26 protein-coding genes, 1 other RNA gene and 1 riboswitch are annotated in these 23703 nt (G+C 35.6%); of the genes, 23 read left to right on the top strand and 4 right to left on the bottom strand.

The genetic code is table 11. The features are described 5' to 3' along the window. The first annotated feature begins 8 nt into the window (after positions 1-8). The 8 genes from panD to MKO96_RS06840 all read left to right on the top strand — a co-directional run bounded on the left by panD (position 9) and on the right by MKO96_RS06840 (position 7477). Entirely contained in the window at positions 9-392 is a 384-nt protein-coding gene (gene panD / locus MKO96_RS06875) for an aspartate 1-decarboxylase (RefSeq protein ID WP_087980001.1), read from the top strand. A 128-nt stretch (positions 393-520) separates the two neighbouring features. Then, positions 521-3325 (top strand): ATP-dependent DNA helicase DinG, encoded by a 2805-nt coding sequence (gene dinG / locus MKO96_RS06870; RefSeq protein ID WP_240587086.1) that lies wholly within the window; start codon positions 521-523, stop codon positions 3323-3325. 250 nt (positions 3326-3575) lie between these two features. After that, on the top strand, positions 3576-3746 hold the full coding sequence (locus tag MKO96_RS06865) for a YpmA family protein (RefSeq protein ID WP_000358354.1): 171 nt from the start codon (positions 3576-3578) through the stop codon (positions 3744-3746). A gap of 7 nt (positions 3747-3753) precedes the next feature. Continuing rightward, positions 3754-4257, top strand: a complete 504-nt coding sequence (locus MKO96_RS06860) for a cell wall elongation regulator TseB-like domain-containing protein (protein WP_240587085.1) — start codon at positions 3754-3756, stop codon at positions 4255-4257. A gap of 18 nt (positions 4258-4275) precedes the next feature. After that, positions 4276-5463: an aspartate transaminase AspB gene (gene aspB / locus MKO96_RS06855; protein WP_000761544.1), complete on the top strand. Its 1188-nt coding sequence runs from the start codon at positions 4276-4278 to the stop codon at positions 5461-5463. Positions 5464-5584: 121 nt separating this feature from the next. After that, the gene (gene dnaD, locus MKO96_RS06850; RefSeq protein ID WP_240587084.1) at positions 5585-6292 is read left to right on the top strand and encodes a DNA replication protein DnaD; all 708 of its coding nucleotides are present in this window, start codon (positions 5585-5587) and stop codon (positions 6290-6292) included. Between the two features lie 15 nt (positions 6293-6307). Then, positions 6308-6955: an endonuclease III gene (nth, locus tag MKO96_RS06845; protein ID WP_240587083.1), complete on the top strand. Its 648-nt coding sequence runs from the start codon at positions 6308-6310 to the stop codon at positions 6953-6955. A 3-nt stretch (positions 6956-6958) separates the two neighbouring features. After that, positions 6959-7477, top strand: coding sequence for a YpoC family protein (locus MKO96_RS06840; RefSeq protein WP_240587082.1), 519 nt, complete (start codon positions 6959-6961; stop codon positions 7475-7477). Positions 7478-7500: 23 nt separating this feature from the next. On the opposite strand, the gene MKO96_RS06835 is transcribed toward MKO96_RS06840, so the two are convergent. Further along, entirely contained in the window at positions 7501-10206 is a 2706-nt protein-coding gene (locus tag MKO96_RS06835; RefSeq protein WP_240587081.1) for a PBP1A family penicillin-binding protein, read from the bottom strand. A 65-nt stretch (positions 10207-10271) separates the two neighbouring features. Further along, positions 10272-10874, bottom strand: coding sequence for a Holliday junction resolvase RecU (recU, locus tag MKO96_RS06830; RefSeq protein WP_000155591.1), 603 nt, complete (start codon positions 10872-10874; stop codon positions 10272-10274). 103 nt (positions 10875-10977) lie between these two features. Here recU and MKO96_RS06825 point away from each other — a divergent pair, with 103 nt between their 5' ends. Continuing rightward, complete coding sequence (locus MKO96_RS06825; RefSeq protein ID WP_240587080.1) at positions 10978-12003, top strand: DUF2515 domain-containing protein; 1026 nt, start codon at positions 10978-10980, stop codon at positions 12001-12003. Positions 12004-12161: 158 nt separating this feature from the next. On the opposite strand, the gene MKO96_RS06820 is transcribed toward MKO96_RS06825, so the two are convergent. Beyond that, positions 12162-12338: a hypothetical protein gene (locus MKO96_RS06820; RefSeq protein WP_001982922.1), complete on the bottom strand. Its 177-nt coding sequence runs from the start codon at positions 12336-12338 to the stop codon at positions 12162-12164. Between the two features lie 85 nt (positions 12339-12423). Here MKO96_RS06820 and MKO96_RS06815 point away from each other — a divergent pair, with 85 nt between their 5' ends. Continuing rightward, entirely contained in the window at positions 12424-12666 is a 243-nt protein-coding gene (locus tag MKO96_RS06815; RefSeq protein ID WP_001252041.1) for a hypothetical protein, read from the top strand. A 15-nt stretch (positions 12667-12681) separates the two neighbouring features. Continuing rightward, positions 12682-13026 (top strand): YppE family protein, encoded by a 345-nt coding sequence (locus tag MKO96_RS06810; RefSeq protein WP_240587079.1) that lies wholly within the window; start codon positions 12682-12684, stop codon positions 13024-13026. 25 nt (positions 13027-13051) lie between these two features. Here MKO96_RS06810 and MKO96_RS06805 read toward each other — a convergent pair whose 3' ends face one another. Then, entirely contained in the window at positions 13052-13243 is a 192-nt protein-coding gene (locus MKO96_RS06805; protein WP_000242661.1) for a YppF family protein, read from the bottom strand. 177 nt (positions 13244-13420) lie between these two features. Between MKO96_RS06805 and MKO96_RS06800 the strand changes: the two genes are divergently transcribed. The 12 genes from MKO96_RS06800 (at position 13421) to MKO96_RS06745 (ending at position 23700) form a co-directional block, all read left to right on the top strand. Next, complete coding sequence (locus MKO96_RS06800; protein ID WP_240587078.1) at positions 13421-13978, top strand: YppG family protein; 558 nt, start codon at positions 13421-13423, stop codon at positions 13976-13978. A 156-nt stretch (positions 13979-14134) separates the two neighbouring features. Beyond that, entirely contained in the window at positions 14135-14575 is a 441-nt protein-coding gene (locus tag MKO96_RS06795; protein WP_240587077.1) for a CotD family spore coat protein, read from the top strand. Positions 14576-14631: 56 nt separating this feature from the next. Further along, positions 14632-15186: an SLOG family protein gene (locus tag MKO96_RS06790; protein WP_000862919.1), complete on the top strand. Its 555-nt coding sequence runs from the start codon at positions 14632-14634 to the stop codon at positions 15184-15186. Between the two features lie 97 nt (positions 15187-15283). Continuing rightward, on the top strand, positions 15284-15622 hold the full coding sequence (gene gpsB, locus MKO96_RS06785; RefSeq protein WP_000622425.1) for a cell division regulator GpsB: 339 nt from the start codon (positions 15284-15286) through the stop codon (positions 15620-15622). A gap of 87 nt (positions 15623-15709) precedes the next feature. Next, positions 15710-16100, top strand: an RNA gene (gene rnpB / locus MKO96_RS06780) — RNase P RNA component class B. 180 nt (positions 16101-16280) lie between these two features. After that, positions 16281-17420 (top strand): THUMP domain-containing class I SAM-dependent RNA methyltransferase, encoded by a 1140-nt coding sequence (locus tag MKO96_RS06775; protein ID WP_087980008.1) that lies wholly within the window; start codon positions 16281-16283, stop codon positions 17418-17420. 61 nt (positions 17421-17481) lie between these two features. Next, positions 17482-17664, top strand: a complete 183-nt coding sequence (locus tag MKO96_RS06770; protein WP_240587076.1) for a DUF3921 family protein — start codon at positions 17482-17484, stop codon at positions 17662-17664. Positions 17665-17802: 138 nt separating this feature from the next. Further along, on the top strand, positions 17803-19740 hold the full coding sequence (locus MKO96_RS06765) for an ATP-dependent DNA helicase (RefSeq protein WP_087980009.1): 1938 nt from the start codon (positions 17803-17805) through the stop codon (positions 19738-19740). Between the two features lie 100 nt (positions 19741-19840). Continuing rightward, positions 19841-21358 (top strand): carboxypeptidase, encoded by a 1518-nt coding sequence (gene ypwA / locus MKO96_RS06760; RefSeq protein ID WP_087980010.1) that lies wholly within the window; start codon positions 19841-19843, stop codon positions 21356-21358. A gap of 48 nt (positions 21359-21406) precedes the next feature. Next, positions 21407-21880: a GNAT family N-acetyltransferase gene (locus MKO96_RS06755; protein WP_240587075.1), complete on the top strand. Its 474-nt coding sequence runs from the start codon at positions 21407-21409 to the stop codon at positions 21878-21880. A 154-nt stretch (positions 21881-22034) separates the two neighbouring features. Next, on the top strand, positions 22035-22781 hold the full coding sequence (locus MKO96_RS06750; protein ID WP_087980012.1) for a type I methionyl aminopeptidase: 747 nt from the start codon (positions 22035-22037) through the stop codon (positions 22779-22781). A gap of 116 nt (positions 22782-22897) precedes the next feature. Further along, a riboswitch (purine riboswitch) is annotated at positions 22898-22999 on the top strand. 107 nt (positions 23000-23106) lie between these two features. After that, positions 23107-23700: a xanthine phosphoribosyltransferase gene (locus MKO96_RS06745; protein WP_000866483.1), complete on the top strand. Its 594-nt coding sequence runs from the start codon at positions 23107-23109 to the stop codon at positions 23698-23700. Positions 23701-23703 lie beyond the last annotated feature (3 nt).

The raw sequence follows: 23703 nt of genomic DNA, 5'->3' as shown, positions 1-23703 counted from the left end.
GAGCATCTATGTTTCGCACAATGATGAGAGCGAAGTTACATCGCGCTACGGTAACAGAAGCAAATTTAAATTATGTAGGTAGTATTACAATTGATGAAGATTTAATGGATGCAGTAAATATTGTAGAAAATGAAAAAGTACAAATTGTAAATAACAATAATGGTGCTCGCTTAGAGACATATGTTATTAAAGGAGAACGCGGTAGCGGTGTTGTTTGTTTAAATGGTGCAGCTGCAAGGCTTGTACAGCCAGGGGATAAAGTTATTATTATTTGCTACGGTTTAGTGGCAGAAGAAAATATTCATAACCAAGAGCCGAAAATTGCAGTATTAGACGATAATAATCAAATTATCCAAATGTTAGGCGCTGAAAAAGCGGGTACGATATTATAAGTAAGAAGGCTATCTCTATTACTGAGATAGCTTTTTTGTGCATCTTTTCATTAAGATGAGATAAAACGTGGTATAGTAACATTATATAATTTTGCGTTTGATAGGTAAGAAATTGAGGTGTTACATATATGAGTAAGCGTTATGTCGTTGTGGATTTAGAGACGACAGGGAACTCCTGGAAGGACGGGAAGGATAAAATTACCCAAATCGCAGCTGTTGTAGTGGAAGATGGAGAGATATTAGAGATTTTTTCATCTTTTATTAATCCGAAGAGAGAGATTCCGCCATTTATTACAGAATTAACAGGGATTGATGAGAGTATGGTTAAGCAAGCCCCGTTATTTCAAGATGTAGCCCCGATGGTTGTTGAGCTATTGCAAAGTGCAGCTTTCGTTGCACATAACGTTCACTTTGATTGGAATTTTTTAACGGAAGAATTAAGGCAGGCTGGATATACAGAAGTACATTGTCCGAAAGTTGATACAGTTGAGTTGGCGCAAATTCTTTTGCCGACGGCTGATAGTTATAAATTACGTGATTTAGCTAAACAACATGAATTAGAGCACGATCAACCGCATCGTGCGGATAGTGATGCTCTTGCAACAGCGGAATTATTTTTACAATTTTTAAATGAAATTGAAAAGTTACCACTTGTCACCTTGCAATCGCTCTATGAATTGAGCGATGTTTTTCAAAGTGATATAGCGGATGTACTTTCTGAAAATATTTTAAAGAAAATGATGCATGGTAGAAAAACGGCAGAGGGGTATGAAGTGTATCGAAATATTGCGCTTCGAAAACGGAATTATGCTTTAAATCTCAGTGAAACATGTTCATCTAAATTTGATGCTTTCTTGCATAAGGCAATCGATAACCTAGAATTGAATATGCCAAAGTTTGAAAAAAGAGAAAGCCAACAGATTATGATGAAGGAAATATATACAGCACTAAGAGATTCTAGGTTTTCACTAATTGAAGCAGGAACAGGAACAGGGAAGACTCTTGCATATTTACTTCCAAGTGTTTATTTTGCAACGAAAAAAGAAGAACCTGTCATCATAAGTACCCAAACAGTACAACTGCAACAACAAATATTAGAAAAAGAAATTCCGTTATTACAGAAAATAATGCCATTTTCATTTGAAGTAGCTCTTTTGAAAGGAAGAAAGCATTATCTTTGTCTACATAAATTTGAATATGCTTTGCAAGAGGAAGAGAAAAATTATGATATGGCGCTCACAAAGGCAAAAATTTTAGTGTGGTTATTGCAAACAGAAACTGGCGATCGTGATGAATTAAATATTCCTGAGGGCGGAAAGTTACTTTGGAACCGTATTTGTAGTGATGTACATAGTCCAGGCGGGATGCAAAGCAACTGGTATAGCCGTTGTTTTTATCAACGAGCAAAGAATAAAGCATTATTTGCAGATATCGTTATTACAAATCATGCGTTATTATTTCAAGATTTTTCATGTGAAGAACCACTATTTGCTTCATGTGAACATATTATTTTTGATGAAGCTCATCATATCGAGGAAGCGGCGAGTAGAACATTAGGTGAACAGTTCTCCTGTATGTATTTTCAATTAGTTTTATCTCGTCTTGGTACGCTAGAAACAGATGATGTACTTTCTAAAGTATATAAAATGATGAAAAAATCAGAGCAAGCCTCTCGTTCGACTTTCCGTATGGTGAGTCATAGTTTGAAGGAATTGAAATTTGATGCGGATGAGCTATTCCAAATGTTACGTGCTTTCATCTTTAAACAAACAAAGCAGGAACAAGGGATAAGCAATATGCCACTCATTTATCGATATAACACGGAAGTAGAGAAAGGTAAGTTATGGGATAGCATTACCGAGTTAACAAATCGTTTTGTATACGATGTAAGGAAATTATTGACTACACTTGAGAAGCAAGTTGATATATTGCAAAGTAAATTAGAATGGGAGATGCATGTTGTTACAGGTGAGTTTATGCATTTAATTGAGTTGTTGAGAAAGATGGAACAATCTTTACAATTACTCATTTTAGAAAAAAATTCATACGTGACATGGATGGAGACTGAAACGAAGGGAACAATTCATTCAACCGTTTTATATGCACAGCCTGTTCATATTGGTGAAAGGCTTGCTGATGAATTTTTCACACAGAAAAAGAGTGTTATTTTCACATCAGCAACGTTAACAGTAAACGATTCATTTGACTATATAAAAGAGGAGCTAGGTTTACATGATTTTGCTCCCAATACATTACAGGTTCCGTCACCGTTCCGTTTTGAAGAACAGATGAAATTAATGGTTTCAACAGATGTGCCTTTTATTAAGCAAGCAAGTAATGAAGAATATATTGAATCTGTGTCCGCACATATTGCAAAAATAGCGAAAGCTACAAAAGGTAGAATGCTTGTTTTATTCACTTCGTATGAAATGTTGAAAGAAGCGTATACGAATTTGAAAAATGATGAGGAATTAGAGGGGTATTTATTATTAACGCAAAGTGTGAATAATAAGAGCCGAAGTCGTCTCATTCGTAAATTTCAAGAGTTCGACAAATCAATTTTGTTAGGAACAAGTAGTTTTTGGGAAGGGATAGATATACCAGGAGATGCCCTTAGTTGTCTTGTTATTGTCCGGCTGCCCTTTACGCCTCCTCATCAACCGATGATGGAAGCAAAAGGAGAGTGGTTACAAAAACAAGGAGAGGACGTATTCGCTAAGTTAGCACTCCCGCAAGCAATCTTGCGTTTCAAACAAGGATTTGGTCGTCTGATTAGAACAAGTACAGATACCGGAACAGTATTTGTATTAGACCGTCGTTTGACAAGCGCTTCTTATGGAAAACGTTTTTTACAATCAATCCCAACTGTTCCGCTTTATGAAGGCCCTTTAGAAGAATTATTAGAACAATTAAAGGAACGACCAAATAAATAAAATTGGAAGAAAAATACGCCTGAAGTACATTTAAGCTTCAGGCGTAAAAAATGTGGGTAGGAGGAATTTTATTTTTCTTACTTCTTGTATACAAAATGTATTGGTTTTCGACTTGAAACCTTTTTTTGCAGTACATGTCCTGCTATAATAGATGGGTGATGAAGCAGGGGTTGTAAAGAATGTACTCTTATTGTAACCGTATTGCGTTCTTCTATAATTAGAAATTTTTGTGTAACGGAGGAGTTTTTTCATGGATAAGAAAATCGAAGTCCTATCAACGACGCGTCTTAAATATTCGTCTGACTTGTATAAAATCGTTGATAGTTTGAATCGTACGTTAAAAGAGCAGGACCTCATGTTCGGATTAGCATTAGACGAAAAAGATAAAGAAACAGCTGTATTTACGATTTACAGAACGTAGTGATACAATGAAAAAGTGGATCTTTGCAATCGTTATCGTAATCGTTGCTAGCGGAATATATGGGGCGTATGTTTATAATAAAGCAATGGAAAAGAAAATCCATAAAGAGGAAAAATCTGTAGAAATTGCAAAAGAAAAGGCAAAGCTTACAAAAGTAAAATCTGTAGATTATTATAATGGAGAATCTTCATATACAGTCGTACAAGGTGTAGACGAAAAAGGAGAACAAATTATTGTTTGGGTGCCTGAGAAAAAAGGGGAAACTATAGTAAGGAAAAAGAGCGAAGGTATTTCTGAAAAAGATGCTTTACAAAGAACGATTGAACAAGTCGGAGATGACAGTAAAGAGCCCAAGAGTAAGCCTAAAGAAATTTTAAAAGTAAAATTAGGCGTTGAAAACAATATACCACTATGGGAAGTTACATATATTGATGATGACAATCGTTATAGTTACTACAATCTTGCATTTCAAGATGGTCAGTTTTTAAAACGATATAGCATTGAAAAATAGATGTAGGGGGAACTACAAATGAAATTAGCAAAGCGAGTAGCTGCTTTAACACCATCTGCAACTTTAGAAATTACAGCAAAGGCACAAGCATTAAAAGCAGAAGGTCATGATGTAATTGGATTAGGGGCAGGAGAACCTGACTTTAATACGCCAGAACATATTATGGATGCTGCACATAAAGCGATGTTAGAAGGACATACGAAGTATACACCAACAGGTGGATTACAAGCGTTAAAACAAGAAATTGTGAAGAAGTTTACACGTGATCAAGGAATTGCGTATGATCCATCTGAAATTATTGTATGTAACGGTGCAAAGCATGCATTATATACATTATTCCAAGTGTTGCTTGATGAAGGAGATGAAGTTATCATCCCAACTCCTTATTGGGTAAGTTATCCTGAGCAAGTAAAGCTTGCTGGAGGTAAGCCAGTTTACGTAGAAGGCCTGGAAGACAATGAGTACAAAATTACAGCGAAGCAGCTGCGTGAGGCAATTACAGAGAAAACGAAAGCAGTTATTATTAATTCACCGAGCAATCCAACAGGAATGATTTATAGCAAAGAAGAATTACAACAGCTTGGAGAAATATGTTTAGAACACGATATTTTAATCGTTTCAGATGAAATTTATGAAAAGTTAATTTATGGTGGAGCAGAATATACTTCGATTGCCCAGCTTTCTAATGCATTAAAAGAACAAACACTTATTATTAATGGTGTATCTAAATCTCATTCTATGACAGGATGGCGTATTGGATATGCAGCAGGAAATAAGCAGCTTATTAAAGCGATGACGAACTTAGCGAGCCATAGTACGTCAAACCCTACGTCAATCGCTCAATACGGTGCAATTGCAGCATATGCAGGCTCACAACAACCTGTAGAAACAATGCGTCAAGCATTTGAAGAAAGATTAAACATTATTTATGATAAATTAATTCAAATCCCTGGCTTTACTTGCATTAAACCACAAGGCGCATTTTACTTATTCCCTAATGTAAAAGAAGCTGTAGCTTTATCAGGATACGAAACTGTGGATGATTGGGCAAAAGCTCTATTAGAAGAGGAAAAAGTGGCTCTTGTACCAGGTACAGGATTTGGTGCTCCAAATAATGTTCGTTTATCATATGCGACATCTCTTGAACAAGTAGAGAAAGCATTAGAACGCATTCATACGTTTATGAAAAGTAAAGTGCAAGCTTAATTGTATATTTTATTAATGCAATACAAAAAACCTTCCTACATAATAGGGAGGTTTTTTTGACGAATTGTGGCAAAAAGAAATAGCGAAAGGTGTGTTATACTAGAGAGCGAGGTGTTTGGTGATGAAAAAGAAAATGATGTTACAGTGGTTTGAGCAGGGAAGCATTGCAATTCCAAAATTACTTATGATGCATTATAAAAAATTAGGGTTAAATGAAATGGAATTTATGGTTGTACTTCATGTACACACATTTTTAGAATCGGGCAATTCGTTTCCGACTCCGTCAGAGATTTCAGAACGGATGACGATTACTGAAATGAAATGTATGGAAGTAATTCAGACATTGATTCAAAAAGGTTTTTTATCACTAGAAGGTGGACAAAAATCAGAAGCGATGATGTGTGAAAGTTATTCTTTACAACCGCTATGGGAAAAAATATTGCATTTCTTAATGAATGAATCAATAGAGGAAGAACAAAAAGAAATAAAACAACTGCAAGTAAATTTATATACAGTATTTGAAAAAGAATTTGGAAGACCACTTTCTCCGTTTGAATGTGAAACGTTGGGTATGTGGGAAGATCAAGATCAACATCATCCGAATTTAATTCAAGCGGCCCTCAGGGAAGCTGTAATGAGTGGTAAGCTTAATTTCCGATATATTGATCGTATTTTATTTGAGTGGAAAAAGAATGGTATTAAAACAATAGATCAAGCCCAAAACCAAGGACGGAAATTTAGAGAAAATCAACAACGAACGCAGCAAACGACAAAACAAGAGACGAAATTCACTGGGAAAGTGCCTTTTTATAATTGGTTGGAGCAGTAATGTAGGAGGAAGTATATGTTAAATAAAACGCAAATTCGCTATTGTTTAGACACAATGGCCGATATGTATCCAGAAGCACATTGTGAATTAATTCATGATAATCCATTTGAATTAGTAATTGCGGTGGCGTTATCTGCACAATGTACAGATGCACTTGTAAATAAAGTGACGAAAAATTTATTTCAAAAATATAAAACACCAGAAGATTATTTAAGCGTGTCTTTAGAAGAATTACAACAAGATATACGTTCCATTGGATTGTTTAGAAATAAGGCGAAAAACATTCAAAAATTGTGCCAGATGTTGCTAGATGATTATAACGGGAAAGTTCCAGAAGACCGTGACGAGCTGACGAAGTTACCAGGAGTAGGAAGAAAGACAGCGAATGTAGTTGTTTCGGTTGCATTTAGAATTCCAGCGATTGCTGTTGATACGCATGTAGAGAGAGTGAGTAAACGGTTAGCAATTTGTAGATGGAAAGATTCTGTGTTAGAAGTGGAAAAGACATTGATGAAGAAAATTCCAATGGATGAGTGGGGAGTTACACACCACCGTATGATTTTCTTTGGACGTTATTACTGTAAGGCGCAACGACCACAATGTGAAGAGTGCCGATTACTAGAAATATGTCGCGAAGGAAAGAAACGAATGAAGGGGAAATAAAAGATGGAGCGAGTTATAGAAATACCGAAAGAGTTTCGGTGCGTACCATTTTTTAAAGAGAGTGCGAATTCAATTACGTATCACACAGACCAATCTTTTGAAGAAATAATACAAAATACTTACTTTATACATGATATTGAAAGACAATATGAGCCATGGAATGAAATTGAAAATAGTATTCCTGTACTGTTGAATGTATGGAAAAGTAAGCATGAAGACATTGCCACACTATTTCGAAACAGAAATAAGCAAGAAGCTGAAGGTCCAATGATTCTTTTTGCGGCACATTTGTTATCAATTGTATATTGGCTAAATGAGCAACCTGTTTATAGTTTGAATGAAATGGAAGCTTATACGAGTAAATTGGAAGTACAACCAGTTAATTTTATGGAGCGATATTCGTTTATTATAAAGAAACCGAATAATTATCATTCCTATATTCAGTTAGCGCAGTTGTATATTGAAATAGAAAAGCTATATGTTAAGAAAATGATAACAAAAAAGAAGTCCTTTTCTCGTTAAGAGAAAGGACTTCTTTTTTTGTATTAAGACTCTGTTGTAACAACATTTCCGTCTGCGTGAGGTGTATCTCCTCCGGTATTTTGTTGTTGTTCTTGTTGCTTGTGTTGTTCTTCTTCAGCTTTTTTTCTAGCAGCCTCTTCTTCAGCTTTCTTTCTAGCAGCTTCTTCTTCGGCTTTCTTTCTAGCGGCTGCTTCTTCAGCAGCCTTTTTCTGAGCTTCTTCTTGTTGTTTACGTTGTTGTTCTTGTTGCTGCTGTTCTTGTTGCTGTTGTTGCTCTTGTTGTTTACGCTGTTCTTCAGCAGCTTTTTTCTGAGCTTCTTCTTGTTTTAGTTTATCTTCATTAGCTTTTTTCTGTACTTCCTCATCAGCTTTTTTCTTAGCTTCTTCTTCGGCTTTCTTTTTGGCAGCCTCTTCTTCAGCTTTCTTCGGGTCTGGAGTTCCGCCAGGTGCAGTGAAGGATGCACCAATTGCAGGGCTTGTTCCAGTACCTTTTTTCGCTACTACAGAGAAGCTGTAAGTAACGCCTGGTTTAATACCACCAAGAGTAGCTTTCGTACCACTTATTGATAGGCTACCACTTGAGCCGTCAGTCGCTTTATAGCTTGCTGCATACGCATCAACTTCTGTTGGGCCAGACCAGTTTAGTGTAACAGTGCTAGCGCCATCGAAAGTAACATTAAGACCACTAGGTGCATCTACTTTAATTTGTTTAATCGCATCTTTTTTCGCACCTTTTACGTATAACTCTCCGTTTATTTCTTGTACAGAAGAAGGACGTTCAAAGCGAGATTTATCTGTAGCAAATTTGCTCATCATTACTTGGAACATTTGTTGCGCAATTCTAGTAGAACGATCGCTAATGTAATTTTCTGGGCCATCTTTTTCATAACCAGTCCACACTGCCATTGTATATTGAGGCGAATATCCAGCAAACCAGCTATCTCTGTTTGCATCAGCTGGAATACCATATTTTTTAAGAACGTCTTCATCAAAGTTTTGTGTCCCTGTTTTACCAGCTACGTCAAAACCAGAAACGTATGCTGTTGGACCTGTACCACCAGAACCAGGTTTTACTACGTCACGAAGAACGTCAGTAACCATGTAAGCTGTGTAGTCTTGCATTACACGTTGTTCTTTCGGTTTAAAACTTTTCTTTTTACCGTCTGGGAAGATGACTTCTTTTACGAAGTGCGGTTTATTATAGTTACCATCATTACCAAAGGCGGCATATGCACCTGCTAATTCTAATGGAGAACTATCGTTACTACCAATTGCTGTTGATTCATATGTTTTGCCGTCTTTAAATGTCATGCCTAAGCCTTCAGCAAACGCTTGTGACTTAGGAAGACCAACCGCTTGAGCTGTCTTTAAAGCTGGGATGTTTAATGATTTTTTCAAAGCTTCACGTAGTGAAACGTCACCTTTGTAACTTTTTGTTGCATTTCGTATTTTCTTACCATTGGAATACGTATACTCTGAGTCGTTTAATTGATGGTATGTAGACCATTGTAAATTCTCAAATGCTGGACCGTAGTCGAAAATTGGTTTCATCGTTGAACCGACTTGGCGTTTTAAATCAGTTGCCATATTATGACCTTTGAAAGTAGACTTACTTTCTTTACGCCCAGCTCCAATTGCTCGAACTTCGCCAGATTGTGTATCCATAAATACGAATGATCCTTGGAATTGATCGTTCGGATACTTAATAAGGTTGCCATCCATAATTTTTTCAGCGTAATCTTGAGCATCTTGATCAATTGTTGTATGAATAGTTAAACCATCTGAACCGATATTTACATCGGGATATTCTTTTTCAACTTCTTTTACAACAGCATCTAAAAATGCTTGATACTTCATCTCAGTTACTTCTGAAGACGGTTGAAGACCTTCAGTTACAGAGATTTTCATTGCGTTATTCATTTCATCTTTTGTTATATAACCATGTCGATTCATTAATGATAATACGACGTTACGACGTTGTGTCGCTCGTTCAACGTTGTCTTGTTTTGTTGGGTCATAAATATTAGGACCTTGGGGTAAACCTGCAAGCATTGCAGCTTCATGTAACTGTAAGTCTTTTAAATCTTTGTTATAATATTTTTTGGCTGCTGTTGCAATACCGTACGAACGGTTACCTAAGTTAATCTTATTTAAGTACATTTCTAAGATCTCATGTTTAGAGTATTGTTGCTCTAATTTGTAAGATAGGTACCATTCTTGTACTTTTCTCTTCGCAGTTTTGTCCATCGTTAGAAAATAGTTTTTGACTACTTGTTGTGTAATCGTACTACCACCTTGAGACCCGAACCCTCCAGTGACATTTTCCATAACTGCTTTTGTAGTTCTTTTAAAATCAATTCCATTATGATCATAGAAACGTGAATCCTCAGTTGCAAGGAATGCACTTTCAACTACCTTTGGAATTTGATCATACGTAACGTGGGTTCGTTTTTCAGCACCGTATTCATAGAAAAAGTTCCCATTCTTATCAAGAAACTTTGTTGATAAAGGATTGACAAGTTTTGATTTGTCTAATTTTGGAGCGTCCTTCACCATAACAAAGAAAGCGGAAACGCTAGCTATAAGACCAACGATACCAAGAAGTAGACAACCTATAAGGAATTTTTTAAAAAAGGAGCCTTTTTTCTTTGGTTTTTTTTCTTTATTTGTTTCTTGCTTTTGATTTTTTACATGATTTCGTTCTGTACGAGAACGATAATTATCTGACATTATACTTTCTCCTACCTTTCATTCTCTCCCCAAAAGTCGAAAAAAGAGCCTTAGTGATGACTCTATCACGAAAAATAAACCGTGTCTAGTACACGGATATAATCAATCCGAGGGTGATAACCGCATGATAATAAAGATCCATGCTCTTCTATTTCTTCTTTCGTAATCGATTTCCGTCCACCAGTATTTTGACGATTCCAAAATGCAATAATATGTTTTGCATCTAGTAAATAAAGTTCATCAAAAAGTGTAAATTTAATAATAACAAATGCAATTCCATCATGCGCGATTACTTGCTTCATATGTTCAATTTGATGAAGGTGGAAGTTTTGAAGTGGAAAGCTGGTTTTATTTTTTGTTTCTTTCGCTTCAAAATCGATGTATTTCCCTTTGTATACACCGTTGTAATCTGTTGTAGAAGGTTGTTTAAAATACGCTTCTTTTACCACTGCAGCACTTCGAGCGGGGTAATCTACTTTTACAATTTGAAGAGGTGTAGGTTTTTTATGTACACATGCAATATTATGGGTTAAGTAATATTCATTTGTTTCATTCAATTCCTCTTCAAGGGACATACCTCTATTACTATAAGTATGTTTTTTAATTGGTGTTTTATGAGGTTGTGAAGCTTGATTGTACCGTTTTCCGTTTGGGTAACGAATGGTCATAGTGTGTCCACTCCCAACTTGCTAAGAATTACTTACAAAGGTGATTATAACAAAAAATGAAAAAAGATGTGACCTTTTTGAAGAAAGGTATGATGACGTATTTATGTTTACATGGAATGATTATGAAAAAATTAAACAATATCGTAAAAATATGGTTTGTACAGACGAAGAAAAAACAATCGTTTATAACATTAAGAGGGAAATAGAAATGGCTAATATGGACAACATTTCTCGAACACAGTCTTATCAAGAATATTATGTAAGGAACAGTGAAATTAGGTGGGCCTTTTTAGCAAGTATGGTCTCGAGAAATGCGGGATGGAATATGACTGATTTAAAAGGGAGATATTATGCTACTGTTTTACCTCAAACAGTAAAAAAACATTTGTTTCGGACTTATGAAGAAGCGAATTGGATTATTTTTTTAGATGCATTTCCTCAGCTATTGTTATACGAAGAAAGTAAGAGAAGGCAAGTACCACTATTCTATTTGTTACAATATTTTAACGTATCAATTTTCATGGAAAAAGAATGGGTTTATTTTTGGGAAAAAAAAGATATAGATAGGCTCATGACAGCGCTTATTATAAATGAGCAAAATAAAATTCAAAAACCAGTTATTGAGAATACATATTTTGAAAAACATGTATTCCATACTGCACTTTTTAAATTGCAAGAAATGCTTCATATTAGTGCTGTTATTTTTCCGACTGTTGAAGGGAGGATGTATGGTTTTTCAGTTTATCAATTTGAAACATTACAAAAGCGTATAGAACTAGGGCAGAAATTAGCGGAGTTACTGTTTCATCCGAATTATAAAAGTTTATTCCATAGGTTTGCATTGCAAACTATACACACAGGATCAAGAGCAGATTATGAATATTATGTAAGAGAAGCTAGAAAATCTTGTACGCCAGCCCTTAGAGAGGTTTATCCTGTCGTTGCACATAAGGAAATAAGTATGAGAGATTGGTTTTGTAGAGATACGGAAATAAATGAGTTGTTTCTACTGGAAGAGTATAAGGGTGAAGTTGATATAACAGAATGGTATAAAAGAAAGAGGGAGCAAATCTATGTTGCTTCTATCGTAAATCGTTTTGTTAAAAGGATGGATGAGTTCGTGATATAATAAAAAAAGAAGTCCCGTCTTCATAAATGAAGACGGGACTTCTTAATGTGAAGTAATCCTGCCGTGTATGCTAAGAATTTAATCTCAAAACGTAATGAATATAAGAGATTAAGGATGCTTCAGAAATTAGCTTGTTGTAAAAGCGCTAAAGCTTCACTTTATGTAGCAGGGAAGTTTGGACCATCTAACTTAGGGTTGCCGGTCTCGGGTTTATTTTGTTTGTTTTGTTTTTTCTTTTTTTCGTTTTTGTTCTTTGCCATTTTCATACACCTCCTTTTTGTATTGTTACCATTTCTATAAATGACATACAAAATGATTTCTTTGACGAATAACAACTAGTTTTGTCATGTGAGCAGGAGTGAGGATTCATTCGGCGAAATTACATGACAAAGGAAAAGCAAAGAAGGGGGCGTTTTATATATGGCGATGGTTCAGAAGGAAGATGTAATGAAAACAATGGATCAAATGTTAAGTTCTCTCGATTTGCTGGAAATGAATATAGGGATTAGAATGAATCATGCATTGAAGGATACGGGTGAAAAAATATGCAATAAGATAGAAATAACAGAAATGCATATTGAGCATATGGAAAATAAATTAGTGCATCACGAAGAAAAAGGGAATTGGGTGAAGGCATTTCAAAACGTCGTAGTGAGTGCATAATAAGGTGGGAATAAAATGAAGTATGGAGCATTAATACAATCTTCAGAAAAACTCATGCAGTATAATAATGAAGCGAATGTGAAAAAAAGAGAAATGATTGAGTACGATTTTTATAAGGATATGAAACCATTTGTAGATATGGTAGATGAGGAATTAAAAGTGTGGAAAGAATTAGCTTATAAATGGATTAAGGAAGAAAAACCGAAGTATATACATGTACAGCAAATTGATCAAGTGTACGATAATTTACAGACAAATGTGTTGCAATGTTTTGTAAATAAAGGTAAAGGTAAGCGATTCTTTGAAACACATCAAGCCATTTCGTATACTTTGCAAAATATAATTGAGCAATGTAAGTAACAAGAGGGGAAACCCTCTTGTTTTTTTATGCTTCTGTCATTGTTGTAGGTTTTGTTGCACCGTTTATTTCTAATTCTTTTATTAATGTTCGGTAATCTGAAATGCATATTTTTCCTTCGAGATACCAATGTCTCGCAAAGTCTAACAATTCATTTACATTCTCTGTGTAATACCCCTTTTTTTGAGAAAACGCTTGTTTTAAATCCCCTAATACCATGTTGATTCCTCCCCCATGAGAATCTTCTTCTTCATTATCATAGCATGGAAGGGTTTTCTTTTTTAATTTTTTAAAAATTTAAACTTCCGACAAAAATAGACAGATACTCCGTCACACATATTATTTTACTGGTACATATTATATATGTAGAAACTTATGTGAAGGAGGAGAGAATGCATGTTTCAACAATCAAACGTATATCAGCAATCTAATCCATATGCACAGCAAAATATGTACCAATATAATACGGATACATATTTACGGTATAATATGTATCCTTTCGAGCCTCATTATGGAAATCAAAGTTATTACCAGCCATTTGAAGTGTCGTTTATGAATCAACAGCAGCAACAGCAACAGCAGCAACAGCAACAGCAGCCCTATATGGATCAGCAACAGCAACCTTATATGAATCAACAGCAACAACAGCAGCAGCAGCCCTTTATGGATCAACAACAGCAATCTTATATGAATTCACAATACTATATGCCACCACCATCTCCCTATGGAAATCAACAAGCGATGTTTTATCCACCAAAACAACCGTACCCGACGCAGAATAAACAAAAACAACAACAGCAACCGAGTCAATTTTCTAGTTTTGTTTCCCAATTTAAAAACTCAGATGGTAACTATGATGTAAATAAAATGATGAATACAGCTGGACAAATGATGAATGCGATGAACCAAGTGACGGGTATTGTAAAGCAAGTTGGAGGTTTTTTTGGTAAGTAATCTTGGGGGGTTGTCTATAAAAAGCATTACGTATAAAGCAGAAGGCTAGACAAATTTCCTTGTAATAAATGGGTATATATAACAAACGGCTTTCCCTCTTTCCTCATATTGTAAAGTGTAGTCAGATTTTTTTAACGAGAGAGGAGAGAAAAAACTATGCATCATTGTCATCCTTGTTTTGGAGGGCATAAGCCTGTAGGACCTATCTGTACAACTGCTCCTGTCATTCATCCGACGAAACAGTGTGTAACACATTCTTTTTCAACAACGGTGGTGCCACACATTTTCCCAACACATACAACACATGTTCATCATCAACAAATTAAAAACCAAAACTTCTTCCCACAAACAAATTCGAATGTAAATGTTGTAGACCCAATCGATCCAGGATTCGGCGGTGGATGTGGGCCATGTGGTCATGGACATCATGGACATCATGGACATCACGTATCACCATTTGGTCCAGGACCAAATGTATCTCCGTTTGGACCAAACGTATCACCATTCGGACCAAATATATCGCCATTTTTACCAAACAATGTATCACCAGTAGGTCCAAATATTGGACCAAACGTTGGTGGAATATTTAAAAAGTAAATGATATGTTAGAACTAGCGAAATGCTAGTTCTTTTTTTGTAATTGGAGTGTTGATATGAAAGTTATCGCTGTAACGGGATATAAGCCATTTGAACTTGGTATATTTAAAAATGATCATCCAGGGGTGGAATGTATAAAAAAAGCATTGCACCGAAAATTAACTACTTTTGTAGAAGAAGGTTTGGAATGGGTGATAATAAGTGGGCAGTTAGGAGTCGAATTATGGGCTGCTGAAGTTGTTTTTGAAATTCAAGTAGAATATCCAGATCTAAAATTAGCGGTATTTACTCCGTTTTTAGAACAAGAAGAAAGCTGGAAGGAAGATAACCGTGAATATTACGAATGTATTCTCTCTCAAGCAGACCATATTGATAGTATTACGAAACGGAAGTACGAAAGCCCGGAACAATTTAAATTAAAAAATCAATTTTTTATTGAAAAAAGTGATGCACTTTTAGCTGTATATGATGAAGAAAAACCAGGGAGTCCCAAATATATTGTAGAAGCAGCAAAGAAAAAAGGAGAAATAGAAAATTATCACAGTTATTTCATTCTTTTTTCTGATTTACAAGATATAATAGAAGAGGAACAGTGGAATAATGCTGAGTAATATGTAATATAGTACTCGTATATATGATTGACAAAAGGCATTGTTTCTGAAAAAATTTAGGTAATGAAAGTTTTGGCAAAAATTTGAGGTGAAGAAAATGATTTCGGATAAAATTAAATTAACGGCGAAAGATATTTTAGAAAAAGAATTTAAAACAGGCATGAGAGGCTATCAACAAGAAGAAGTAGACAAGTTTCTTGATATGATCATTAAAGACTATGAAGCTTTCCACAAGGAGTTTGATCAATTAAAGCAACAAAATGCTCGTTTAAAGCGTGAATTAGAGGAACAAAAATTAGTAGCAACGCAAGTGCCACAACAACCAGTTGTACAAACACCAGTTGCACAACCTGTATATAACAACACGAATACGGACATTTTAAAACGTCTATCTAATTTAGAAAAAGCTGTATTTGGAAGTAAGTTATACGAATAATTTCTAGTGGTAAAAAGGTTAAAGCATTTTACATAGAAAAAAACATTGCAAAATCTTTTTGTTTCCACTATACTAATGGATGTCATAACGTTTGGGTAATCGCTGCAACGCCAACGTTGTAGAGGAAAGTCCATGCTCGCACGGCCTGAGATGGCTGTAGTGTTCGTGCCTAGCCAATTCATAAGCTAGGGTATTCTGGCTGTAAGGCTGGTTTAACGGCAGGGAAAAAACCTAAGTCCTTTCGGATATGGTTTGACTACCTTTAAAGTGCCACAGTGACGAAGTCCTTGAAGAAATGATAGGAGTGGAACGAGGTAAACCCCACGAGCGAGAAACCCAAATAATGGTAGGGGAATCTTTTCCAAGGAAATGAACGATGGGAAAGGACAGGTTGTATAACCTGTAGATAGATGATTGCCACCGGAGTACGAGGCGTGGGCCGTTTGCAGTACAAAGGAACAGAACATGGCTTACAGAACGTTATGAACCAACTATGAAATAACTCAGCTCTCCTTTGTTAGAGGAGGGCTTTTTATTTGTATGAAGTTATAAATTATGAGTTAAAATGGTTAATGAGAAAATTCTTCGTAAAATGTAATGATTAATAGGACAAATTGCTATTAATTATTGTTTAACTATACATAAGAGGTGAATGCAAATGGGAAAAGTTACTTTAATTGCAACAGCGGCAATGGGTATTGAATCGTTAGTTGCCCGAGAAGTTCGTGATCTTGGTTATGAATGCCAAGTGGAAAACAGCAAAGTAACATTTGAAGCAGATGAAAAGGCGATTTGTCGCACGAACTTATGGTTACGTACTGCGGACCGTGTGAAAATTAAAGTTGGCGAATTCAAAGCGACAACATTTGATGAGCTGTTTGAAAAAACGAAAGCATTAAACTGGGGAGATTATATTCCAGAGAACGGAGAGTTCCCTGTAATTGGTAAATCGTTAAAATCTGAGTTGTTCAGTGTTTCAGATTGCCAACGTATCGTTAAAAAAGCTGTCGTTGAAAAATTAAAAACAACATATAAACGTACAACTTGGTTTGAAGAAGATGGTCCGTTATTCCGTATTGAGATCGCAATGCTCAAGGATATTGCAACATTAACAATTGATGCAAGTGGTGTTGGACTTCATAAACGTGGATACCGTATGGATCAAGGGGAAGCCCCATTAAAAGAAACATTGGCTGCGTCTTTAATTAAGTTAACAAACTGGAAGCCGGATCGTCCTTTCGTGGATCCTTTCTGTGGATCAGGTACAATTCCGATTGAAGCAGCATTAATTGGACAAAATATTGCACCAGGATTTAACCGTGGCTTCGCATCAGATGAGTGGGGCTGGGTTGGTAAACAAAACTGGCGTGAAGCTCGTCAAGAAGCTGAAGATTTAGCGAATTATAATCAACCACTACAAATTATTGGATCAGATATCGATCATCGTATGATCCGAGTTGCTCAAGACAACGCTGAAGAAGTAGGTTTAAGTGATTTAATCACATTTAAACAAATGCAAGTAAAAGATTTCACGACAAAAGAGGATTATGGATATGTTGTAACGAATCCTCCATACGGAGAACGTTTAAGTGAAAAAGCACTCGTTGAACAATTGTACAAAGAAATGGGACAAGTATTCCGCCCATTAGACACATGGTCAGCGTATGTATTAACAAGCTACGAAGCATTTGAAAAGTGTTATGGAAAAGATGCATCGAAGAAACGTAAACTATTTAATGGATTTATCCGTACAGATTACTACCAATACTTCGGAAAACGTCCACCGCGTAATTCATAGTATAAAACTCCTCCAGCGCGCATATACTGGCTATTATGTAATGCATAAAGGAGGACGTGATATGGATAGTTTCCAATTATCGATGATTCAAAAAGCTATTCATCGTACGTATGATGAGATCGGGAAAGAAGTGGATAGCCAAGGTGCGATTGTAGATGAAATACAAAAAGCACAAGAACAATATTTGTCAGCTCTTTCACACGAAACAGCGATTGATAAACGGTATTTAAAGTCATTAATATAGAAAAAAATTTTCCTTTTTCGAAAGGAAAATTTTTTTTCGTGTATTTCTATGTATGGCAACAGGGGAAAGTGGCTGCACACATATGAGTAGCAATTGCTATATCTTTTTATAGAAAAACTTTTTGGTTGGAGGCTAAGGATGTTTACTGAGAAGAGATTACCATTTGAAGTAGGAAAACAAGATAATTTTTATGATAAGTTGAATGAATGGATTGGAGATGTGTTTTACGATATCCTTCCGGAAAAAGGCTTTGAAGAGCGTGATGAACAAATTTTTATGGCGTTTCAATTAGAGCGTGCTTTCCAAGAAAAGAAAGTAATGTTCGCAGAAGCGGGTGTAGGAACAGGGAAAACAATTGTATATCTTCTATATGCGATTTGCTATGCACGTTATACAGGAAAACCAGCTATTATCGCTTGTGCTGATGAAACGTTAATTGAGCAGCTTGTGAAAGAAGAAGGGGACATTGCTAAGTTATCTGAAGCATTAGGACTATCTGTTGATGTTAGACTTGCGAAATCAATGGATAATTATTTATGTCTACGTAAACTTGAAGATGTTATGAGTGGACGAGCTCCAGAAGTAATTGAAGATGTATACTACGAATTACCACAGTTTGTATTCGATCATGGTACGATGCAAAACTTTACCCACTACGGTGACAGAAAAGAATTTCCACTTTTAAATGATGAGGAATGGTCAAAAGTAAATTGGGATTACTTCCAAGATTGCTTCACTTGTGATTCTCGTCATCGTTGTGGTCAAACTCTTTCTCGTGAACATTATCGTAAAGCGGCAGATTTAATTATTTGTTCTCAAGATTTCTACATGGATCATATTTGGACGTACGATGCTCGTAAGCGTGAAGGGCAAATTCCGTTATTACCTGAAAGTAGCTGCGTTGTATTCGATGAAGGACATCTTGTAGAATATGCAGCTCAAAAAGCTTTAACATATCGTTTAAAGCAAACGATGATGGAGCAACTTTTAACAAGATTGTTGCAAAACGATATTCGTGAAGAGTTTGCGCATTTAGTAGAAGAAACAATTTGGCAAACAGAGCGATTCTTTGATGTGTTAAAAGAAAATAAAAAGGAAATCGCCGGTTCTGATCGTTTAGAAATTACTGTGACAGAAAAAGTAACAGCAGAAGCGAAGAGACTTTATGCGAAAATTGGTGAAGTCGGTGATGCATTAGTATTTGAAAGTGAAATGCATACAGTAAACACGTATGACTTAAATATCGTTGATGAACATTTAGATGTATTAGAACATTCACTTCGTCTGTTCATGCACGAGAAAAATGTAATTACATGGGGTGAAGAAGGTGATGGAGCCTTCACGTTAGTGATTATGCCACGTGCAGTTGAAGAAGTATTACAAGAGAAAGTATTCTCGAAGAAAATCCCGTATATTTTCTCTTCTGCTACATTATCTAACAACGATTCATTCGCATTTACAGCAAATAGCCTAGGGGTAAAAGATTACTTATCATTCTCAGTTGCCTCACCGTTTGATTATGAGGAACAAATGGCAGTAAACTTACTATCGCATACGAAAGAAAATGAATGGGAAAGAAAGTGTCAATATACACTTGAAAATATACAGAAAACAAATGGACGTACACTTGTATTATTCCGTACAACACAAGAACTTGCAGCGTTTAAAGAATATGTAAGTAAAGAACAAATGTCCGTTCCGTTCCTATATGAAGGGGATCAAGAAATTAGTCAGCTCGTTTCTCGTTTCCAAAATGAAGAAGAGACTGTACTTTGTGCCGTTCATTTATGGGAAGGTTTAGATATTCCTGGTTCATCATTATCACATGTTATCATTTGGTCATTACCATTCCCTCCAAACGATCCTGTGTTTGAAGCGAAGCGTAAACATGTAAATGATCCATTCTGGGATGTAGATGTACCATATATGATTTTACGTCTTCGTCAAGGGATTGGACGTTTAATTCGTACGAGCGACGATAAAGGGGCTATATCAATCTTCTTATCTGATACAGAAGATGAGAAAGTGATAGAAGCGGTGAAAAACGTACTACCAGTAGAAGGTAAAGAATTATAAGGAAAAAGCTTGGCGCTTGCCAAGCTTTTTTTCTATTATAAAAGGGATTTAGAGTTCCATGTCGAATTAAGTTGGAGGTAGAAAAGGGAGGTTTTATACGATGACAGTAGCTACATATGAAGTAGAAAAACAATTTTTAACATATGTGAAGAAGATACAAAATTACGAGGAAGCATTAAGCTTAATGTTTTGGGATTTAAGAACAGGTGCGCCTAAAAAAGGTGTAGACCAGCGTTCAGAAGTAATTGGTATGCTTTCATCAGAAGTGTTTGTCATGTCGACTTCAGGTGAGATGGGAAATTATTTAACAGAGCTTGAAGCTTTAATAAGTGAAGATAAACTTTCTGAAACGACGAAGAAAATGGTTGAAGAGTGTCGTAAAGAATATGATAGAAATAAGAAAATTCCACAAGCGGAATACGAGGCGTATGTGAAATTAGAAGCGAAAGCGGAAAGTGTGTGGGAAGAAGCTCGGGAAAAATCTGATTTCGAAATGTTCCGTCCGTATTTAGAACAAATAGTTGAATTTAAAAAGAAATTCATTACATATTGGGGTTACGAAACATATAAATATAATACATTATTAGATATGTATGAGCCAGGTATTACAGTAGAAGTGTTAGACCACGTATTTGGTCAACTTCGTGAGCGTATCGTTCCGCTCGTAAAAGAAATATCGGAGTCACAAAAGAGATTAAAGACAAATGCTTTATCAGAACATTTTTCAAAAGAAAAACAAAAGAATTTTACATTAGAGTTATTAAAGCAATTGAATTATGACTTTGAAGCAGGTCGTCTTGATGAAACGGTACATCCATTTGAGATTACATTAAATAGAGGGGACGTTCGTATTACAACACGCTATGATGAAAAAGATTTCCGTATGGCAGTGTTTGGAACAATTCATGAATGTGGCCATGCTGTATATGAACAAAATATTGCAGAGAAATTCGAAGGTACACCGCTATGTAGTGGAACTTCTATGGGTATTCATGAGTCACAATCATTATTCTTTGAGAACTTTATCGGTCGTAATAAATCATTCTGGAAGAAAAATTATGATTTATTAAAAGAGTATAGCGATGGTCAATTCAATGATATATCAGTAGATGAATTTTATGATGCGATTAACGAATCGAAGCCATCGTTCATTCGTATAGAAGCAGATGAGCTTACATATCCGCTTCACGTCATGGTTCGTTATGAACTTGAGAAAGAATTATTTGATGGTACATTACAAGTGAAGGATTTGCCAGCGGCTTGGAATGATAAGATGGAAGCATATTTAGGAATTCGTCCGGAAAGCGATGCGCAAGGTGTATTGCAAGATGTTCACTGGGCTGGTGGTTCATTTGGATACTTCCCATCTTATGCGCTTGGTTATATGTATGCAGCGCAATTTAAGCAAAGAATGTTAAAAGACATTCCGAACTTTGATGCATTATTAGAAGAAGGAAATGTAACACCAATTCGTGAATGGTTAACAGAAAATATTCACCAATACGGTAAAACGAAAAAGCCACTTGAAATTTTAGAAGATGTGACAGGTGAAGGATTAAATGCAAACTACTTAGCAGATTATTTAGAAGAGAAGTATAAAGAAATTTATGGGTTATAAAAAAAGAGCTGCTTAATTGCAGCTCTTTTTTTCAAGGGGGATAGAAGAATGGCTTATACATATACAGTAATGACGCAAGAAGAAGCGGAAGAAATTGCATATAACTGGCATTATGAAGGGGAATATTCTTTTTATGATATAGAGGCAGATGAAGAAGATTTAGCTGAGTTTTTACATGATGAGAGTAGAGGAAATCATACATTTTCTGTACAGGAAAATGGCAATCTCATTGGCTTTTTTACTGTTTGTAAAATAAATGATAGAACGGTTGATATAGGTCTTGGAATGAGACCTGATATAACTGGAAATGGAATTGGTTTACAGTTCGTAAACGCTGGACTAGATTTTAGTAAAGAAAAATATGGTTGCAATTATATAACACTATCAGTAGCGACATGTAATGAGAGAGCAATTAAAGTGTATAAAAGAGCGGGATTTGAAGCTGTTGGAACGTTTATCCAGAAAACGAACGGTAGTTGTTTTGAGTTTTTGAAAATGAATTATATATGTAAAAATGATTAAGAAACAGAGGGGATCTTCTGTTTTTTTATTTTGAATTAGAAGTATAGGATACATATTTTTGTACTTGTTGTAATTGAGAGTTTTGAAATTTTGACAGAGGATGTGTATGATTGAACTTTAGTAGCAAATAGCAGGTTTAGCAAGGAGAGGTAGAATGATTACAATTAAAACGAGAAATGAAATAGATTTGATGCATGAATCTGGGAAATTACTTGCTTCATGTCATAGGGAAATTGCCAAAATGATGAAACCAGGTATTACGACAAAAGAAATTGATACGTTTGTTGAAGTATATTTAAAAAAACATGGTGCAACATCTGAACAGAAAGGTTACAACGGGTATCCATATGCGATATGCGCATCTGTAAATGATGAAATGTGTCATGGGTTTCCGGCGGATGTTTCTTTAACTGAGGGTGATATTGTAACAATTGACATGGTAGTAAACTTAAATGGTGGTCTTTCAGATTCTGCTTGGACGTATAGAGTTGGAAATGTTTCTGAAGAAGCAGAAATGTTATTGGTAGTAGCTGAGAATGCATTGTATAAAGGAATTGATCAGGCGATAATCGGTAATCATGTAGGAGATATTGGCTATGCGATTGAAAGTTATGTAGCAAATGAAGGTTTTTCTGTCGCAAGAGACTTTACGGGACATGGAATAGGTAAAGAGATTCATGAAGAACCAGCAATTTTTCATTTTGGGAAACAAGGACAAGGGCCTGAACTACAAGAAGGAATGGTAATTACAATTGAGCCTATTGTCAATGTAGGTATGCGATATTCGAAAGTAGATTTAAATGGATGGGCTACAAGAACGATGGACGGGAAATTATCAGCGCAATATGAGCATACAATTGCGATTACAAAAGATGGGCCAATCATTTTAACGACACTTTGAAATAATATGTAAGAGTTTACAAAACTCGAACAAAAATGATGTTTTTATAAAATTTGTACGTGTTTTATTAAGAAATGCTTTTCAAAGTATAAAAAGTGCGTTATAATCCATCTATAAAATAAATAGTTAGCTACACTCATATAATCGCGGGGATATGGCCTGCAAGTTTCTACCGAAGTACCGTAAATACTTTGACTATGAGTGAGGACGAATATATTTGCTTGTTTAGCATTCTTTTTTGCGAAACTCCAAAAGCGCGTCTCTCACTTGTAACGAGTGGTGGCGGCTTTTGGAGTTTTTTTATTGCATAAGAGGGGGAACAAACATGAAAGTATTACAAGAAAAGATTTTGAACGAAGGAAAGGTTTTATCTGGTGACGTATTAAAGGTAGATGCATTTTTAAATCATCAAATTGACCCAGTACTTATGCAAGAGATCGGAAAAGAATTTGCTAAACGTTTTAAAGAAGAGAACATTACAAAAATCGTGACGATTGAATCTTCAGGCATTGCACCAGCAGTTATGGCTGCATTAGAGCTTGGTGTAAAAGTAATCTTTGCAAGAAAACGTAAATCGTTAACGTTACAAGATAATATGTACGTTGCAAACGTATATTCATTTACGAAACAAGAAACGAATGAAATTTCATTATCTCGAAATCATATCGATGAAAATGATCGTGTTTTAATTATCGATGACTTTTTAGCAAATGGTCAGGCTGCTTTAGGTTTAATGAGTTTAGTAGAGCAAGCCGGAGCAAGTATTGCAGGAATTGGGATTGTTATCGAAAAAGCATTTCAAGATGGAGGAAAGAAGCTTCGCGAACAAGGAGTTCGTGTTGAGTCACTAGCAGAAATTGCATCACTTGATAACGGCACAGTTACATTTGTACAGCAAGAAACTGCGGAGGTGAAATAAACG

Source organism: Bacillus sp. ES1-5, from assembly GCF_022487605.1.
In the GTDB taxonomy this organism is placed as follows: Bacteria; Bacillota; Bacilli; order Bacillales; family Bacillaceae_G; genus Bacillus_A; species Bacillus_A wiedmannii.
This window is presented reverse-complemented; position numbering and strand designations above follow the sequence as displayed.